This window comes from Streptomyces sp. NPDC107562 (genome assembly GCF_055657325.1).
In genome coordinates, this window is the sequence record NZ_JBVKBE010000005.1 from 14,611 (window position 1) to 32,032 (window position 17,422).

Genomic DNA, 17,422 nt, shown 5'->3' on the forward strand with positions numbered 1-17,422 from the left:
CATCACCCCTTCCGTGTCGTCGAGGAGGCGAGCGTGAAGGTGTCGACGTCGAACAGGCTGCCGGAGCCACCGGTGAAGGTGAGGAACAGCGGGCCCGTGCCGGCGCCGTTGAGCGTGGCGTTGACGGTGGTGAAGGTGTCCCAGCTGCCGGTCACCGGCACCGTCACCGAGCCGAGCAGCGGCCCGGTCTGTGAGCCGGAGCGGAACTGGAGGGTGCCGCCGGCTCCCGCCGAGGAGACCCGCGCGGAGACCGAGGTCGCGCCCGCGGTGGAGACGGAGGCGTAGCCGGCCCAGTCGCCGTTGTCGATGTAGCCGAGGGTGAGTCCCCCGCTGGCCGGGCCGTGCGCGGCGGACTGGACGCCCGAGGCGGAGCTGAAGGACTCCGCCTCCCACGGCGTCGTCGTGGTGGAGCCGGTGCCGAGGGTGAAGGCATCGAGGTCGAACAGGTTGCCCTGCCCGGTCGGGCCACGGAACACCAGGAACAGATCGGTGGTGCCCGAGGGCGCGCCGGAGAGGTTGGCGGTGACGTCGGTGAACGTCTCCCATCCGCCGGTCACCGGCACGGTCGCGGTGCCGAGCAGGGTCCCGGTGGTGGAACCCGCGCGCACCTCGATCCTGCCGCCCGCACCGCCGGAGGACACCCGGGCGGTGAACTTCGTGGCGCCCGCGAGGACGTACGGCTTGAAGGAGACCCAGTCGCCGTCGTCGGTGAAGCCGACGGTCCTGCCGCCCTCGGCGGTGGCGTGGTCGGCGGTCTGGATGCCGGACTGGGCGCCGAAGTGCTCGCCCTGGCGGTGGCGGGGCTGCAGGGTGCGCACCGAGTGCGTGGTCAGGCCGCTCCTGTCGGTGTACTCGGCGTCGAAGACGCCGTAGAGGTTGGCGGCGCTGTCGTGCTCGCCGTCGGCCGGGATGGTGAGGGTGCCCTGGCAGCCGCTCGTGGAGGTGATGGCGTGGGTGTGGCTGTCGTGACCGAGCAGGTAGGTGACCTTCACCTTGGAGCAGTCGATCGTGCCGTCCTCGGGGTCGCTGACCTGCACCCGGAAGGGCACGGTGTCACCGAAGGAGAACAACTGGCCGTCCGGCGGCTGTTGCAGGGTCACCGTCGGCGCGGTGTTGCCCGCGGTGACCACCAGGCTGGCGGTGCCGGCCAGGCCCTGCGGGTCGCGCACCGTCAGGGTGGGGCGGTAGGTGCCCGCGGTGGTGTACGTGTGGCTGGGGTTGGCCTGGGTGGACGTGGTGCCGTCACCGAAGTTCCAGGAGTAGCTGAGGGCCCCGCCCTCGGGGTCGGAGCTGCCCTGGGAGGAGAACCGCACGGTCAGCGGCAGGGCGCCGGAGGTGCGGTCCGCGGAGGCCTGGGCGACCGGGTTGCGGTTGCTGCCGCCGATGTACTCGACGCGGTACAGGCCCGAGTTGTTGCTCCCGGTGCCGTAGTCCAGGACGTACAGCGCGCCGTCGGGGCCGAAGTCGGTGTCCATCACCTGGGTGCCGTTCCAGGGGAGGTCCTCGATGGTGCCGTACGTGCCGTCGCTCTTGACCTCGATCGCCTTGATCCACTGGCGGCCGTACTCGGCGGCGAAGTAGCGGCCGTCGATGGACTGCGGGAACTTCACCGTGGAGGTCGAGTTCGGGTCGTAGCGGTAGACCTCGCCGCCCATCGGGGACTCCGAGCCGCCGCCGAACTCGGGCGGGGAGCCGTCCAGGCCGTACTTGATCCAGCTGGGCTTGGCGGGCGGCAGCTGGGCCTGGCCGGTGTTGCGGAAGGAGTTGTTGGCCGGGCCGCCCGCGCAGTTGTACTTGGCGCCGGAGGGGCCGCTCGGGAACGTGTACTCGTTGTAGACCTCGCCGGAGGTGTTGGTGCCGGTGCAGTACGGCCAGCCGTAGTTGCCGGGCGAGGTGATGCGATTGAACTCGACCTGGCCGCCGGGGCCCCGGTTCGGGTCGGTGGCGCCGGCGTCGGGACCGTAGTCGCCGAGGTAGACCGTGCCGGTGGGCCGGTCGACGGACATCCGGAACGGGTTGCGGAAGCCCATCGCGTAGATCTCGGGCCGGGTGTTCGCGGTGCCCGGGGCGAAGAGGTTGCCCGTGGGGATGGTGTAGCCGCCGGCTGCGGTCGGTTTGATCCGCAGCACCTTGCCGCGCAGGTCGTTGGTGTTGCCCGAGCTGCGCTGGGCGTCGAACTGCGGGTTGCGGTTGGTGCGTTCGTCGATCGGGGCGTACCCGGCGGAGTCGAACGGGTTGGTGTCGTCGCCGGTGGTCAGGTAGAGGTTCCCGGCCGCGTCGAAGTCGATGTCACCGCCGACGTGGCAGCACTGGCCGCGGTCGTTGGGCACTTCGAGGACGACCTTCTCGCCGGCCATGTCCAGGGTGCCGTCGGCGCGCAGCGTGAACCGCGACAGGTTGAGGTGCCCCTTCCAGGGCGCGAAGTCGGCGGCGGTGCCCGTGGTGGGGGCGTCGCCCGCGGGGGTGTTCAGCTTCGGCGAGTAGTAGAGGTAGACGTAGCGGTTCGTGGCGAAGGCGGGGTCGACGGCGACACCCTGGAGGCCTTCCTCGTCGTGCGTGTAGACGTCCAGCTTCCCGGCCTGCTTCGTGTTGCCCGCGGCGTCGGTGAGACGGATCGTGCCGTCGCGCGCGGTGTGCAGCACGGAGCGGTCGGGCAGGACGGCCAGCGACATGGGCTCGCCCATTTCGGCGGCCCCGGTGGCGAGTTGAACCTGCTGGTAGTCGTTGGGCGGAAGGTCTGCGGGGGCGGCTGCCGCGCGTTCCGGTGCGCTTACCGCGGCTCCGGACAGAACCAGGACCAGTGCGGTGAGCCATCGCAGCCCTGCGCGAGGGCGCTGAGACATGACAGAGCTTTCCTTCCTGACGGTGGGGGAAGTCAGGCAGGCGCGCGTCGGCCGCGCCTTGCCGCATGGATCAGCGGTGCTCTTCTGCAGAGTTATTGCGCGGTTCGTCTGAAAGATTGTGCGACTCTGCGAGATATTTGCACCCTGGCGGCACGGGGACTATTTGTCAAGGCACTGTCAAAAATCCACGATCGGCGGGGAGTTGGCAAGGGAACCGGCGTCACGACCCGATGCGGGACTAGGAGCCCTCACCCATGACCTGCGATCATGGCGTTCACGTCGACGGCCTGCGTCGAGCGGACGGCGCCGCGCTTCGGGGGTGCGGGCGGTTGGCGCAGTGCGCCGCTCTCGGGGATCGGAGGAACCATCGGTGGCCGAAAAGGATGGTACGCAGGGCGTCTGTCTGGCGTGCGACCTCATGGCCGGCAGGGCTCCACTGCCGGGAGGGATCCTGTTGCGCACCGATTCCTGGGTGGTCGAGCACTGTGTCGGCCCCCTGGGCCTGGGCACCGTCGTGGTCAAGCCCGCCCGGCACGTCGTTCAGGTCGCCGAGTTGACGGAGCGGGAATCCGTCGAGCTGGGTCCGTTGCTGCGGCGGGTGGGTGCGGCGGTCACCGCGGTGATGACCCCGGAGCAGGTGTACGTGTGCCTGTGGTCGCATGCCGGCGGGGTTCCGGGCCACCTTCACTTCGTCGTGCAACCGGTCGGGCGGGAGGACATGTCCCGGTTCAACGCCGTCGGACCGGCACTGCAAACGGCCATGGGTGAAGCGGGATGCTTCCCTGGGGTGGCGGAAGTGGAGCGGGTCTGCGATCGGTTGAGGGAAGCCCTCGGCTGAAGTGCCCGCCGAAGACGAACGGAGCGGCACGGAACCGCGTTCCTTCCCGCAATGCGCGACGGAGGTGGCCCGACTGCTGGGCCTGGAAGAAGTCGCCGCGGAGCAGAGCGGCCTCGATGCCCGCCGCCTCGCTCATGCGGTGCGTAAGCCCTTGCTCGAACGTGCCGGCTTGCCCGAGGAGTTGTTCGCCCCGCTGATGGCGGCAGCCGTGTACGACCCGGATCCCAGCTTCTGCCGCTGGTTCGTCGAACCGGCGGTCTACGCGTTCGGACGCCGTCGCGTGATGGCGGCGTTGGTCGACTATCTACGGGTCGGCTCGGATGCTGAGCGAGCGGGCGCGGTGCGGGCCTGGTACTGCGCCCATGTCCCTTTGCGCGAGGATCGGTCCCCGGCGTACGGGTGCGCGGGGGTACGTGATCCCGCTCTGGACGCGTCGCAAGACATCATGGACACCTGGCTGGAGGTCTCCCTGCGGGTGTTCGCCGACCTCACCGATCTACGGATGCGCCACCGTGTCCTGCTGGGACTGCCCACCTCCCGTGCGTCGTACCCGCGGCGCCTGCACGGACTACTGGAGAGCACCATCGCATCCGCCCGGGCCCATCCCGACCAGCACATCCGTCGCTGGGCCGCCGCCGCAGCGCAGTCCGAGCCCGGCGCATGAATACCCGGGCACTCACGGGGCAGCCCTGACGTCCGCAAGGACCTCGCCCCCGCCTGACCGTCCGCACTGGACGGGTCCGCTGCGGACGAACCAAGGCCACGTGACCGATCCAGACCCGCCGACGGATCTACGTCCCTTGTCTGTGGCCTTGTCGCGTGGGCGTCACGGTGAGGCAACACCATGCCGACGTGGGCCGGTTGTGCACCGTGGCAGGCTCATCATGGGCGTGAGTCCAGGGGGCGACGCGACAGGGGGGCCGGGGCCATGGAGTTCACCGTGGGGCGCATCAGACGGCGAGGACAACTCTGCCTCTTGGCAGGGGGGTTGGGGCTCGCCGGGGGCCTGGTGTGGTTTCTCGTCGGTGACGGCGTCGACGGCCCGCTGGGCGTGACGCTGTACGGGGTCGTCGCCTCGCTCACGGGCGTGGCGTACCTGTGGAAGGCCCGGCGGCCGTTCAGGCTGCGCGTCGACGGGTTCGGGATCACACTCCACGACGCGGAGCTCGCCTGGGAGCAGATCGACAGGGTCGCGCTGTGGCATCCGCCGAACACCCGTGAGAACAGCGTGGACACCAAGCCTCCGAAGCCGCACCTCCGGCTCTGGACCGCCCCCGGCGTCACACTGACCCGCAGGCCCGATCACACACTTGACGTGCTGCCGCGCTACACGATCGTCGACTGCGGCGACCTCGACCAGACCGTCTCGGCACTCACGGCCGAACTCGCCCGCCACGGCGGTGCCCGCTTCGAGACTGCCCCACGCACGGTCCGCCTGCCCGTCCCGGTGACCCGGTCGGGCCCCGAACACCGGGTTCCCGGCGGCGAACACCACTTGGCCTCCAGAAGCCGGGCAGGAGTCTGGACGGTCCTCTGGGCGGCGTCGGCCGCCCTGTGCACCTTCCTGCTGGTGGAGTTCGTCGTCCACCAGCGCCTGATCGGCCCCTTCGCGCTGCTCCCGGTCGCCACCATGGGCGCGCTGCTGTCCTGGCCCCTGGCGGTGCGCTCCTTCCAGCGGTGGCGCAAGCCGCTGCGGCTGCGCGTCGGACCGGAAGGCATCGGGATGCGCGAGGTCGCGAAGCAGGAGCTGTTCCTCTACTGGGACGAGATCGCCGCGGTGACGATGGGGCGCGAACCTTTCAGCAAGGACGCCCGGCCCTGGCTGGTGGTGTGGCTCCTGCCCGGCTCCACGCTGCGCGCCGCACCGACGCATCTGGTCGACGGGCATCAGGCGTACGCCCTGGTCCGCGTGGACCGGCTCCCAGGAGGCGCCCCGGCGGTCCGCGACGCGGTCCAGCCCTACGCCGGGGAGCGCTACAGCGAGCCACTCCGCCCACCTCTGTGATGCCGCTACGAGGTGCGGCCGTCGGTCCCGGGGCGGTACACCGGTGCCCGGCGTCCGCGCCCCCGATCGGCCGGCCCACGTGCAGGTCCTCGCCAATCGCTCCTCGGCCGCGACACGTCGAAAAGTCTCCTGTATCGCGGGCGTATCGAGAATCCGATACGCCACCGCAACCGCCCTCCGCATCCAATGGGGGCCATGAACGACGAGGCTTCCCTGTCAGCACCGCAGTCCCGCCGCACAGGCAGGATCGCGGTGTTCGGTCTGGCGGTCCTCGGCGTGGCGGCCGCCGCGCTCGTCCCGCTGCGGCCGCTCACGATGGCCGCTCCGAGGTGCATGGCCGGGCGGTGGCACGGCTGCTACGACACGTTCAACGGTGTGGTGCTGATGACGTTGGTGGCGTTGCCGTTGGCCGCGCTGGTGGTGTCGGTGCTGGCGCTGCGTCGGCGTGCCGCGGGCGTCGCGTCGGCGTGGCGGATGTCGCTGGCCGAGGTCGGCATGGTGCACGGGACCGTGCCGTTCCTGTGGATGACCATGATGCCGGGCGCCGAACCCGGCACCGCTCCCGCGCGTGTGAGTCTGGTGCCGCTGCGGGACCTGCTCGTGATGGGGCCGGGCGGGATCGTCGGCAACCTGTTGGTCTTCGCCTCGGTGGGGTTCTTCGCCCCGATGCGCTTCGCGGCGTTGGCGTCGGTACCGCGGATGCTGGCACTCGGGGCGGGCTGCTCGGTCCTGGTCGAGACCGCGCAGTACGCGCTGCGGCTGGACCGGGTGTCCTCGGTGGACGACGTACTGGTGAACGCGACCGGCGCCGTGCTTGCGGCGCTGGCGTCGCGCCCCTGGTGGCGCGCCAGGGCGGCGGCGCCGTCGGACCAGCCGCGCTCGACGCTCGCGCCGACAGGCTGAGGCGCGGCCCGGTCCGCGCCGACTGTCTGTGACGCATACGCCGGCGACACGCGGCGTTGCTTAGGCTGCCGACATGCGCGTACTGATCGTGGAGGACGAGCCGTACCTTGCCGAGGCCGTCCGTGACGGTCTCCGGCTGGAGGCGATCGCCGCCGACATCGCCGGCGACGGCGACACCGCCCTGGAGCTCCTCGGTGTCAACTCCTACGACCTGGCGGTCCTCGACCGTGACATCCCCGGCCCCTCCGGCGACGAGGTCGCCCGGCGCATCGTCGCCTCCGGCAGCGGCATCCCGATCCTCATGCTCACCGCGGCCGACCGGATCGACGACAAGGTGACCGGGTTCGCACTCGGTGCCGACGACTACCTCACCAAGCCGTTCGAGCTGCGGGAGCTCGTCATGCGGCTGAGGGCGCTCGACCGCAGGCGCGCCTACGCCCGGCCTCCGGTCCGCGAGTTGGCGGGTCTACGGGTGGACCCGTTCCGCCGGGAGGTCTTCCGCGACGGACGCTATGTCGCGCTGACCCGTAAGCAGTTCGCCGTGCTGGAGGTCCTCGTCGGCGCCGAAGGCGGGGTCGTCAGCGCCGAGGAGTTGCTGGAGCGGGCCTGGGACGGGAACGCCGACCCCTTCACCAACGCCGTACGCATCACCGTCTCGGCGTTGCGCAAGCGGCTCGGCGAACCCTGGATCATCGCCACGGTGCCCGGCGTCGGCTACCGGATCGACGGCCGTACGGACAATAACGGCCCCGGTGACGCCCGTGCGTAGACGACCAGGGCTCAGCGCCCGCATGAAACTCACCCTCAGCTACGCCGGTTTCCTCGCCGTCGCCGGCGCCCTGTTGCTGGCGGTGGTGTGGGTGTTCCTGCTGCGCTACGTACCCGACACCCAAAGGGGCCTCCTCGGGGTCTCGCCCAACCGCTACCTCCTGGTACGCACTTTCGCACCCGCCGCGGCGGTGGCGATGGTCTTCCTGCTCGTGTTCGGCCTCGCCGGGGGATGGGTCCTCGCCGGCCGGATGCTCTCTCCGCTCACACGGATCACGGCCGCGGCACGGACGGCCGGGAGCGGGTCGCTGTCCCACCGGATCCGCATGGAGGGCCGCCAGGACGAGTTCCGTGAACTCGCCGACGCGTTCGACACCATGCTCGAACAGCTCGACGCGCACGTGGCGGAGCAGCAGCGGTTCGCCGCGAACGCCTCCCACGAACTGCGCACCCCGCTGGCCATCTCGCAGGCGCTGCTCGACCTCGCCCACAGGGACCCGACACGGGATCAGGGCGAACTCGTCCGTCGCCTGCGAGCGGTCAACAGGCGCGCGATCGACCTCACCGAGGCCCTCCTGCTGCTCAGCCGCAGCGACCGGGGGACGTTCACCCGCGAGAGCGTCGACCTCTCCCTCGTCGCCGAGGAGGCCGCCGAGACCCTGCTCCCCTTCGCGGAGCAGCGCGCGATCACGCTCGACGTCACCGGCGGTGCGACACGCACCAGCGGCTCGGCGGAGCTCCTGCTGCGGATGATGACGAACCTCGTCCAGAACGCCGTGGTCCACAACCTCCCCACGGGTGGCACCGTCACGGTCCACACGGAGGCGCAGGGCGACGCGAGCGTGGTCCGGGTCGAGAACACGGGGCATCCTCTCGCCCCGGAACTGGTGCCGACGCTCACCGAACCCTTCCAGCGCGGGACGGAACGCGTGCGTACCGACGAGCACGCGGGCGTCGGCCTGGGGCTGGCCCTCGTGCACAGCATCGTCCGCGCCCACGGCGGGACCCTCGATCTCGCTGCCCGGCCGGCCGGTGGTCTCCTCGTCGCGGTACGCCTTCCTGGCACGCGGTAGGCTCCTTCCCCGCGCGCACCGCCAGGGGGCCCGCCCCCGTCACCACGCGCGGGCCGCGCTCAGCAGGCGCTCACGCACCGCCGTGACATGCGGGCGCGGCAGGGCGCCCGCCCGCTGGACCAGGAACCCGGTGTTGATGGGCGCGTCCTCGGGGGTCAGCAGCAGGACGAGCCTCCCGGCGGCAAGGTCGTCCTCGCACAGGTAGCGCGGCAGGACGGTCACCCCGGAACCGGCGACGACGCAGGAGCGTACTGCGCGCAGATCCGGAACGACGACGGCGGGACGCGCGGACAGCCGGGACCGGAAGACGTGGCGCCAGTACCGGCGCAGGATCGGCAGGTCCTCGGCGAACGCCACGAGCGGGACGTCGCGCAGCGGCTCCGGGTCGTCGCAGGTGAGCGGCCCGATCCGCCGGGCCCAGGCGGGCGCGGCCACGAGAACGAACTCCTCGTCCATGAGCGGCACCGCCGACATGGCGCGGCCCCGTGGCCGTACGGCCGACAGGACCAGGTCGAAGCGCCCGGCCTGGAGGCCCGCGAGGAGGTCGTCGGCCAGCCCGGTTGTGACACGCAGCCGGACACCGTCCGCGACCAGAGGAGCGAGGGCGGGCAGGGCCAGCTGCGAGAGCATGTCGGCGGGCCCGGCCAGATGCACCGGCTCCGGAAGCGCCGGCAGGCCCGGCCGCCCCCGGCTCGCGACCGTGGCCAGCGCGTCGAGGGGCGCGGCGATCTCACCGGCCAGCTCGTCGGCGACCGTGGTCGGAGCCACTCCCCTGGGCAGGCGCTCGAAAAGCTGCCGGCCCAGCTCCGCCTCCAGGGCCTGCAGTTGTGCGCTCACGGTGGGCTGGGAGATCCCCAGCTCCCGGGCCGCGGTCGTCAGGGAACGAGCCCGGTACACGGCCAGGAAGGTCCGCAGCAGGCCGAGGTCCAGGGGCCCTCTCCCCGCCGGACGGGATCCGGGACCGGCCTCGGACCCATCGGATTCCCGATCGTTCATATCAGCCTTCCCATTGGTAGGCGGATGGATGCGCGACCTAGTGTCGTCGATGTTCCACCGCCGGTCCACCGGCGCCCTCCCCCGCCTGGGCAACGGCGGGACCTGCACAAGGAGCACGAGAGACATGGCTGAGATCCTCATGGTGGTCACCGGTGCCGATCACCTGACGTTGACCGACGGCACCGAGCACCGCACCGGCTACTGGGCCGAGGAGTTCACGGCGCCGTACCGGGCCTTCGTCGCAGCCGGACACCAGGTGTCCGTGGCCACTCCGGGCGGCGTCGTCCCCACCGTCGACCCCGTCAGCCTCCAGCCGGAGTTCAACGGCGGTCCGGAAGGGGCCGCCGCGGTGGCCGCCGTACTGGACTCCGCCGCCGCACTGCGCCGCCCGCTGGCCCTCGCCGAGGTCGACGCCGCCCGCTACGCCGCCCTCTTCTACGTCGGCGGACACGGCCCCCTCCAGGACCTGGCGCAGGACGGTGACTCCGCGCGGCTGCTGCGCACCGCCCAGCTCACACAGACGCCGCTGGGTGTCGTGTGCCACGGCGTCGCGGCGCTGACGGCCACGGAGGAGGACGGGGCCTGGCCGTTCGCGGGCTACCGGCTCACCGGCTTCAGTACGGCGGAGGAGCAGCAGACCGGCCTCGCCGACCGGCTGCCCTGGCTGCTGGAGGACCGGCTCGTGGAGCTGGGCGCCGAGTACTCGGCCGCCGAACCCTGGACGCCGCACGTGGTCGTCGACCGGGGCCTGCACACGGGGCAGAATCCCGCCTCCTCGGCGTCGCTGGCCGAGGCTCTCCTCCGGACCATCGGCTGAGCGCGCGGACCTGGCGCTCCCGGACCCTCAGAAGTGCGTCCTCATGACCACGCCGTGCCGACAGATCCCCGCCACTCCTCCTCCCTCCTCCGTGCTGCGCCGCGTCGAAGGGCGGGGCTTCGTCCTGGCGTTGGGCCTGGGCGCCGTGGTCGTGTCGATGATGCAGACCCTGGTGGTACCGGTCCTCGGCACCATCCAGCGGGACCTGCGCGCACCGGCCGCCGACGCGAGCTGGCTGACCACGGCGACCCTGCTGTCGGCCGCCGTGTGCACGCCCCTGCTCAGCAGGATGGGAGACCGCTACGGCAGGCGGCCGGTCCTCATCGGCGTCATGGCGGTCACCGTCGCGGGATCCCTGCTGGCCGCCCTCGCCGAGGGGCTGCCCCTGCTGATCGTGGGACGGTTCCTGCAAGGGGTTTCGACCGCGGTCTTCCCGCTCGCCCAGGCGGTGCTGCGCGCGGAACTGCCCGCCCAGCGCCTCCCCGCGGCGCTGGGCACGCTCAGCGGCGGCCTCGCGCTCGGCACCGGCTCGGCACTGGTCGGCGCCGCCCTGCTCACCCGGGGGGACACGCCTGACTTCCACGGCGTCTTCCGGCTGGCGACGGCCGTGTCCGTGCTGAGCCTGGTGGCGATCGTGGCGTACGTTCCCTCGTCCCGATCGGCGAGCGGCGCGGGCACGGACTGGCGAGGCGCCACGGGACTGACCCTCACGCTCCTCCTGCTGCTGCTCCCGCTGTCGCGCGGTGGTGTGTGGGGCTGGACCTCCGGCTGGACACTCGGGTGCCTGGCCGCGTGCGGGGTGGCCGCGACGCTCTGGGCGCGAGGGGAGCGCTCCGTACCGCACCCGTTGATCGACCTGGACGTACTGGTCCACAGGCCGGTCCTGCTCGTCCACCTCGCGGGGCTGCTGCTGGGATTCGCGATGTTCTCGCAGTTCATCCTGGTCTCGGCGCTGGTTCAGGTGCCGCCGTCGGCCGGCTACGGCTTCGGCGCCTCCGTCCTCGATGCCTCGGTGCGGTATCTGCTGCCCTCCTCGCTGGCTTCCCTGGCTGCCGCGCAGGTGGCCGGCCCCTTGATGCGTCGTGGCGGACCGCGACTCACCCTCGCCATCGGCTCCGTCACCGGTGCCCTGGGCTTCGCGCTCCTCGCGGGCTGCCACGGCAGCAGCGCGGCGGTCCAGGGGTCCGGCATGCTCGTGGGCGTCGCGATCGCGTTCGGCTTCGCCGCGCTTCCGGCCGCTCTGATGGCACTGGTGCCGCCCGCGCACACGGCGGTCGCCAACGGTGTGAACTCCGTGGCCCGTTCGGTGGGCAGCGCGGTGGCGGGTGCCTTGGTGGCCGTGCTCGTCGCGGCGGGTGAGCAGGGTCGTCCGCCCGCCGAGGCCCGCTTCACGGCCTGCTTCGCGCTCGCCGGCGCCGCGCTCCTGCTGATCGCCGTGCTCGCCGGTCCGGGCATGACCCCGGCCCCCGTGGACCGGCAGCGTGCGACGCCGCGAGATCCATGAGCGCGCCGAGCCCGGAACGGCCCTCGTGGACGTCACACCGGCTCGACCCACTTCCCCACAATCCGGCGGCACACGATGCCCGCCCACACCGAAAGGTGCACGACATGGCAACCATCCTGATCACCGGCGCCTCCGACGGCCTCGGCCGGGCCCTCGCGGAGGATCTGGCCGACGACGGCAGGCACACCCTGCTGCTGCACGGCCGCGACGACGTCCGACTCGCGGAGGTCGCCGCGAGCACCGGCGGCCGGCCCTACCGGGCCGACTTCTCCTCGCTGGCCGAAGTCCGCCGTCTGGCCGACGAGGTCGCCGCGGCGCACGACAGACTCGACGTGCTCGTCAACAACGCGGGCGTCGGCTTCCACGCCGAGGGGACCCGGCGGCAGACCTCCCAGGACGGCCACGAGATGCGCCTGGCCGTCAACTACCTGGCGCCGGTCGTGCTGACCCGGGCGCTGCTGCCGCTGCTGCGCCGGGCGGCGCCCTCCCGCATCGTCAACATCGCCTCCACGGGTCAGCAGCCGGTGGACCTCGACGATCCCCAACTCACCCACGACTACACCGACGTGGCCGCCTACTGCCGTTCCAAGCTGGCCCTGATCTGCCACAGTCTGGACCTCGCCCAGGAACTGTCCGGCAGCGGCATCACCGTCAACAGCCTGCATCCCGCGACGTTCATGCCGACCACCATGTCCCGGCACACCGGCATGGACTTCGTCGACTCACTGGAGCAAGGGGTGGCCGCGACCCGGCGTCTGGTCGACGACCCCGACCTGGCCGGGGTGACCGGGCGGTACTTCGACGGCCGTCAGGAGAGTGCGGCGGCGGCCGAAGCCCACGACGTCGGCTACCGGCGCCGACTGGCCACCCTCACCGACTCCCTGCTCACGAATCCCCATGCATAGACCACTCAACGCGGGGCACTTGCGAACTGCTCGGAGTCGCGCAACCGCGTGAGGTACCGCTCGTAGCCGGTTCCTCACGCGAGTGCCGTCCCGCTCGCGAGCTCCACCTTGGGAACTGAGAGAGAGGACTCGCCGTGATCCTGCCTGCCGAGAAGGAACTGCGTGCAGCGCTGGCTCGACTCGCTCGGGCGCGTATCCAACACGACGTCCTCCCCACCGGTCCCACGAGCCGCGCTCTGGAGGACGCCTCGTACACGCTCTGCGTGATGACCGGCGTGCGCACCGTCGAGCAGGCCGTGCTCGCGGCGGACGCCCTCCTACGGCAGTACCGCGCCGACCAGACGACCACGCAGGACGACGAGACACTGGCCGCCTAGTACTGCAACGGTCTCCAATCGTCCGCCCCCGCCTGCACGGCACCGACCGAGCGTCGTTCTTCCCCTACTGGGCACGCCTGGAAGCCGAGATCCGCGACGCCATGACGGGCGACACCCGCACCGTCCGTGTTCGGGTGCTGCCCAGTATCGCCTTCAATCAGTAAGGGCTAGGCGTCCAGGACAGCCCGCGGGCTCCCGTCCGCAGGTCGAAGTTCGAGGTGGTGGACGGTCTTCCCGGGTTCGCCCATCGTGGGGCGCAGCCGCAGGTGCAGTCGGGCGGTGGTACCGGCCCGTGTGACGAGACGGAAGGTGATCCGGCCGTCGGTGCCGGACGTGCAGTCGGCGCGCGGCCGGGCGCCCGGTGCCGTCTCGCGCTTCGCGCTCATCCCAGTCTCCTCCGTACTCTCCGTAGCGCGCTGGAGGCCATGGCGTACGCGGCGTCCCGAGCGGCGAATCCTCCGCTGACCAGTGCGTGTTGCACTCGGCCGCCGTTCGTCGGAACCGGAGCTTCGCCCGCACGGGCCGACCTCGCGGCGTCGATCAACCGCTCGACCCGCTCCACGACGGGGCCGGGCGCATAGCGCCGCGCGTTCTCCTGCGCCGCGCGGCCCATCAGCCGGCGTCGTTCGTCGTCACGTACGAGTTCCAGCAACGCGGCGCCCAGCGCGTCGCGGTCCCCCACCGGCACGAGCCGGCCGTCGACACCGTCCTCGATGATCTCCGCGGGCCCGTGCGGGCAGTCGGTGCTCACCACGGGCAGCCCGCAGCGCATGGCCTCCACGATGGTCATGCCGAAGGGCTCGAAGTCGGCGGCGGTCGCGGCGATCGAGCCCTTGACCCACTCGCCCTCCATCGGCGCCGCGACTCCCATGAGGAAGACGTTGTCGTGCAGGCCCAGACGTCCGACAAGGTCCCGCAGTCGGCCGTGTTCCTCGCCCTTGCCGTAGATGCGCAGCCGCCAGTCCGGGTGCTCGGCGGCGACCAGGGCGAACGCCTCGATGAGCAGGTCGTACCGCTTCACCCGGACCAGCCTGCCGGCCGCGACCACGACCTTCGCGGTGCCGTCCGCCGCGGGCAACACAGGGTCGGGCACGCTGTTGGGGAGCGCCTCCACGCGCACTCCGGGTAGCCGCATCTTGCGCCGGTAGGCGGCGGCGTCGGCTTCAGTGACCGTGGTGAGCGCGTCAAGTCGTCGATAGGCCCGGCGCAGCACCGTGCGCAGGTGGGGCGAGTGGTGGTCGAGGGTCAGATGCTCTTGCCCGATGCGTAGGGCCCGCTCTGGTGCCTGACGTGCGAGGTGCACGTTGAGGCCGGGCCGGGTGCCGATGAGCACGTCGGCATCCGTCTCCGCGAGGTAGGCACCGATCCGCCGGTCCGTTAGTTCGCTGTACTGCCCGTGGCGGTACTCAGCGGCGGGGAAGACCCGCGCCGGCCTGAGGTGCAGGGCAGCTTTCCTTTCGTGCCGCAGATCCACGAGCGGCTTCAACGACACTCTTGGGTCGAGGGCGAAGTTCGGGTGCTCCAGGTGCCGCATGGCGGAGACGATCTCCACCTCGTGCCGGGCGGCCAGGGCCTGGGCCAGGTTGAAGGTGGTGGTGATCGTGCCTCCGATCCCATAGGCGTTGTGAAGCAGGAAGGAGATCTTCATGGCGGACTAGACCTTCTGGCATGCCGATCGGTTGCCTTTTGTTACCTCTCTGTTGTCCTGACGTTCAAAGTGCCGCCAAGTGCCGCCACTCGTCCCCGGATGGCTGGCCGAAGACATCGACGACGGCGTCGCCCTGCTGACCGAGCTCCGTCGGTGGCTCAGGAGCAACCGCCTCGACACGGCGCAGGGCCCCTGAATGTGGAGGGTGGTTTCGAGGGGATCCGCCGGGACCTCAGCGTGCTCTACATCGACGTGCCACTCGTCGCGGCGGGCGGCGCCGTGGTGCCGTTCGCCGCATGGATGCTCGCGCTACCACGGGACATGAATTCGGTTACTGAGCGGGCGGTGCATGGCGGGGAGCGCCCCTCGTCCGTGACCCGGAACGTCCGTTTGCGACCCGTGCGCGCTGCGCTGATCGTGAAGATACGTGGAGGTTTCTCCTCCTCCCCCACGGAAGGAGCGCTTCATGACGAGCAACGATCTTGGCTCTCTGATCGGCGGCCTGCTGGGCGGCGGCCAGGGAGGCAGCGGCAAGGGCGGGAACATCCTCGGCGCGCTGCTGGGGGCGCTGACGAGCGGCGGCGCCGGGGGCGCGAAGGCGGCCGGGAGCAGTGACAATCCGCTGGCCGGCCTCCTGGAGATGCTGGCGAGGAGCGGCCTGGCGGACCAGGCTCAGTCCTGGGTCGGCACGGGCGGCAACCAGACCGTCACCGGCTCTCAGGTCGCCAAGGCCCTGCCCGACGAGACGCTGCACCATGTTGCCGCGCGAGCGGGAGTCTCTCCGGAGCGGGCCGCCGACGAGATCGCGCAAACGCTTCCCTCGACCGTCGACAAGCTCTCCCCCAACGGTCAGCTGCCGACGGGTTCGCTGGAGGACATCATCAAACAGCAGCGACTCTGACCCGCACAGGGCTCGTGAGCCCGGCCGCGTCGAGGCCGCCGGCACCGCTGCCGGCGGCCTCGACGGGTTCAGCGAATCCGCCTGCCCATCACCCTTGGCACAGAGGTCAGGATCGGTGGTGGGCGGTGATCTGCCGGTACTCGTCAGCCGTCGGCTTGGGGATCTGCGTACCCGGACCGTAGAGGGCTCGGCTGAGCCGGGCCCGCAGCCGCGCGGACACGGACTGCCTGCGGGCCGCGCCGGGGCCGTCCCCGGCGGAGCGGGCCGTCAGCGGTGCGTACTGTTCATGTGCCGTCAGGGTGTACAGCTCCGCCCGACCGAGCGGTTGGTGCACCTCGACGAACTCCCCGTGCGGCAGCCGGCGGATCCTCCCGGTCTCCCTCCCGTGCAGCACCTTGTCACGGTCGCGACGCTGGAGGCCGAGAGCCCACCGCTTCGCCACCACGTACGCGAGCGGCGGAGCCACCAGGAGGCCTATGCGGACGGCCCATGTCACCGCGTTCACCGACACGTTCAGTTTAAGGGCGATCACGTCGTTGGCGGCGCCGAGCAGGGCCACCCCGTACGCGGTCAGCCACGCCGCACCGAAGCCGGTACGCACCGGCCTGTTGCGTGGCCTGTCGAGGAGATGGTGTTCGCGCTCGTCACCGGTCGCCCAGGACTCGATGAAGGGGTAGACGCCAAGGGCCAGGAAGAGCCCGGCACTTGCCAGCAACGGGATCAGGTTGTCGAGGGCCAGCGTGTGGCCCCAGGCGTCGATCTCCCAGCCGGGCATGACGCGCAGCAGACCGTCGGCGACGCCCATGTACCAGTCGGGCTGCGACCCCGCCGAGACCTGGTCCGCGCGGTAAGGGCCGTACCGCCAGATGGGGTTGATCTGTGCGATCGCCGCGATGGTGAAGATCATCGAGGTGACCAGGAAGAAGTAGCCCGCCGATTTGGCCGCGTACACGCGAAGGGGCAGACCGACGACATTCCGCTCGGTCCGGCCGGGTCCGGGGTACTGCGCGCTGCCCTGCCGCAGGGACAGGGCGATCTGTACGGCGATCAGGACGACCATCACCGCGGGTATGAGAAGGACGTGGATCGTGTTGAAGCGCCCTATCACGTCGTCGCCGGGGAAGCTTCCGCCGAACAGGAACATCGACAGGTAGGTGCCGACCACGGGTATCGAAAGGAGCGTTCCGTTCACGACCGCCAGTCCGGTTCCGGACAGCAGATCGTCCGGCAGGTCGTATCCCGTGAGTCCGCCGAACATCCCGAGGACCAGCAGCAGCAGGGCGATGACCCAACTGATCTCCCGTGGCATCCGGTAGGCGCCGGTGAAGAAGATCCGCATCACGTGGGTGAGCATGGCGGCGACGAAGACGAGCGCCGCCCAGTGATGGGCCTGCCTGATCAGGAGACCACCGCGGACGTCGAAGGAGATGTGCATCGTCGAGTTGAAGGCCTCCGACACGATCTGCCCCCGCAGCGGCGCGTAACTGCCGTCGTACACCACGGGTGCCGAGGACGGGTGGAAGTAGAAGGTCAGGTAGATGCCTGTCACCACGAGGATCACGAAGCTGTAGAGACAGATCTGCGCCAGCAGGAGGGACCAGTGGTCCGGGAAGACCCGGCGCATCAACGTCTTCTTCAGTTCGCCGGTCCCGAGGCGGAGGTCGAACCACCGGGAGACCTTGCTCCCCGCCCCACCCGTCCGCGCACCGGTCTCCGTGCTCGCGTTTCCCATACGTCACCACGCAACTTTCACCAGTGGAGGCACCGCGCACCGACGCCGCAGGGGTCCGATGTGCCGTTCCCGTCACCTTTATGACCAGACAGCCCGCTTGTTTGTGACATGC

General features: G+C 70.9%; 16 protein-coding genes. 11 read left to right on the forward strand and 5 right to left on the reverse strand.

Going from position 1 to position 17,422, the window contains the following annotated elements; translation table 11 throughout:
• Nucleotides 1–2: 2 nt before the first annotated feature.
• On the reverse strand, nt 3–2,843 hold the full coding sequence (locus ACZ7LV_RS16530) for a carbohydrate-binding protein (protein ID WP_471939921.1): 2,841 nt from the start codon (nt 2,841–2,843) through the stop codon (nt 3–5).
• A gap of 370 nt (nt 2,844–3,213) precedes the next feature.
• Here ACZ7LV_RS16530 and ACZ7LV_RS16535 point away from each other — a divergent pair, with 370 nt between their 5' ends.
• The 6 genes from ACZ7LV_RS16535 (at nt 3,214) to ACZ7LV_RS16560 (ending at nt 8,430) form a co-directional block, all read left to right on the forward strand.
• Nucleotides 3,214–3,681 (forward strand): HIT family protein, encoded by a 468-nt coding sequence (locus ACZ7LV_RS16535; RefSeq protein ID WP_471939922.1) that lies wholly within the window; start codon nt 3,214–3,216, stop codon nt 3,679–3,681.
• Between the two features lies 1 nt (nt 3,682).
• Entirely contained in the window at nt 3,683–4,345 is a 663-nt protein-coding gene (locus ACZ7LV_RS16540) for a hypothetical protein (protein WP_471939924.1), read from the forward strand.
• A gap of 312 nt (nt 4,346–4,657) precedes the next feature.
• The gene (locus tag ACZ7LV_RS16545; protein ID WP_471939926.1) at nt 4,658–5,686 is read left to right on the forward strand and encodes a hypothetical protein; all 1,029 of its coding nucleotides are present in this window, start codon (nt 4,658–4,660) and stop codon (nt 5,684–5,686) included.
• Nucleotides 5,687–5,881: 195 nt separating this feature from the next.
• A complete protein-coding gene (locus ACZ7LV_RS16550; protein ID WP_471939928.1) occupies nt 5,882–6,589 on the forward strand; it encodes a VanZ family protein in 708 nt (235 codons plus the stop codon).
• Between the two features lie 73 nt (nt 6,590–6,662).
• The gene (locus ACZ7LV_RS16555) at nt 6,663–7,358 is read left to right on the forward strand and encodes a response regulator transcription factor (RefSeq protein ID WP_471939930.1); all 696 of its coding nucleotides are present in this window, start codon (nt 6,663–6,665) and stop codon (nt 7,356–7,358) included.
• A complete protein-coding gene (locus ACZ7LV_RS16560; protein ID WP_471939932.1) occupies nt 7,351–8,430 on the forward strand; it encodes a sensor histidine kinase in 1,080 nt (359 codons plus the stop codon). Before ACZ7LV_RS16555 ends, ACZ7LV_RS16560 begins: the two co-directional genes overlap by 8 nt.
• Before the next feature lie 39 nt (nt 8,431–8,469).
• Here ACZ7LV_RS16560 and ACZ7LV_RS16565 read toward each other — a convergent pair whose 3' ends face one another.
• Nucleotides 8,470–9,426, reverse strand: coding sequence for a LysR family transcriptional regulator (locus ACZ7LV_RS16565; RefSeq protein WP_471939934.1), 957 nt, complete (start codon nt 9,424–9,426; stop codon nt 8,470–8,472).
• A 124-nt stretch (nt 9,427–9,550) separates the two neighbouring features.
• On the opposite strand from ACZ7LV_RS16565, the gene ACZ7LV_RS16570 reads away from it, so the two are divergent.
• The 4 genes from ACZ7LV_RS16570 (at nt 9,551) to ACZ7LV_RS16585 (ending at nt 13,029) form a co-directional block, all read left to right on the forward strand.
• Nucleotides 9,551–10,243, forward strand: coding sequence for a type 1 glutamine amidotransferase domain-containing protein (locus tag ACZ7LV_RS16570; RefSeq protein ID WP_471939936.1), 693 nt, complete (start codon nt 9,551–9,553; stop codon nt 10,241–10,243).
• Between the two features lie 43 nt (nt 10,244–10,286).
• On the forward strand, nt 10,287–11,747 hold the full coding sequence (locus tag ACZ7LV_RS16575) for an MFS transporter (protein WP_471939938.1): 1,461 nt from the start codon (nt 10,287–10,289) through the stop codon (nt 11,745–11,747).
• Nucleotides 11,748–11,851: 104 nt separating this feature from the next.
• On the forward strand, nt 11,852–12,652 hold the full coding sequence (locus ACZ7LV_RS16580; RefSeq protein ID WP_471939939.1) for an SDR family NAD(P)-dependent oxidoreductase: 801 nt from the start codon (nt 11,852–11,854) through the stop codon (nt 12,650–12,652).
• A 134-nt stretch (nt 12,653–12,786) separates the two neighbouring features.
• The gene (locus tag ACZ7LV_RS16585; protein ID WP_471939941.1) at nt 12,787–13,029 is read left to right on the forward strand and encodes a DUF5133 domain-containing protein; all 243 of its coding nucleotides are present in this window, start codon (nt 12,787–12,789) and stop codon (nt 13,027–13,029) included.
• A gap of 167 nt (nt 13,030–13,196) precedes the next feature.
• On the opposite strand, the gene ACZ7LV_RS16590 is transcribed toward ACZ7LV_RS16585, so the two are convergent.
• Together ACZ7LV_RS16590 and ACZ7LV_RS16595 are read right to left on the reverse strand one after the other, a co-directional pair.
• Nucleotides 13,197–13,415: a hypothetical protein gene (locus ACZ7LV_RS16590; RefSeq protein WP_471939943.1), complete on the reverse strand. Its 219-nt coding sequence runs from the start codon at nt 13,413–13,415 to the stop codon at nt 13,197–13,199.
• On the reverse strand, nt 13,412–14,677 hold the full coding sequence (locus ACZ7LV_RS16595) for a glycosyltransferase family 4 protein (RefSeq protein ID WP_471939945.1): 1,266 nt from the start codon (nt 14,675–14,677) through the stop codon (nt 13,412–13,414). Before ACZ7LV_RS16595 ends, ACZ7LV_RS16590 begins: the two co-directional genes overlap by 4 nt.
• A gap of 466 nt (nt 14,678–15,143) precedes the next feature.
• Between ACZ7LV_RS16595 and ACZ7LV_RS16600 the strand changes: the two genes are divergently transcribed.
• The gene (locus tag ACZ7LV_RS16600; RefSeq protein ID WP_471939946.1) at nt 15,144–15,578 is read left to right on the forward strand and encodes a YidB family protein; all 435 of its coding nucleotides are present in this window, start codon (nt 15,144–15,146) and stop codon (nt 15,576–15,578) included.
• Nucleotides 15,579–15,684: 106 nt separating this feature from the next.
• On the opposite strand, the gene qcrB is transcribed toward ACZ7LV_RS16600, so the two are convergent.
• Nucleotides 15,685–17,310 carry a cytochrome bc1 complex cytochrome b subunit gene (gene qcrB / locus ACZ7LV_RS16605; RefSeq protein ID WP_471939948.1) on the reverse strand — a complete coding sequence of 542 codons (1,626 nt, stop codon included), beginning with the start codon at nt 17,308–17,310 and terminating at the stop codon, nt 15,685–15,687.
• Nucleotides 17,311–17,422 lie beyond the last annotated feature (112 nt).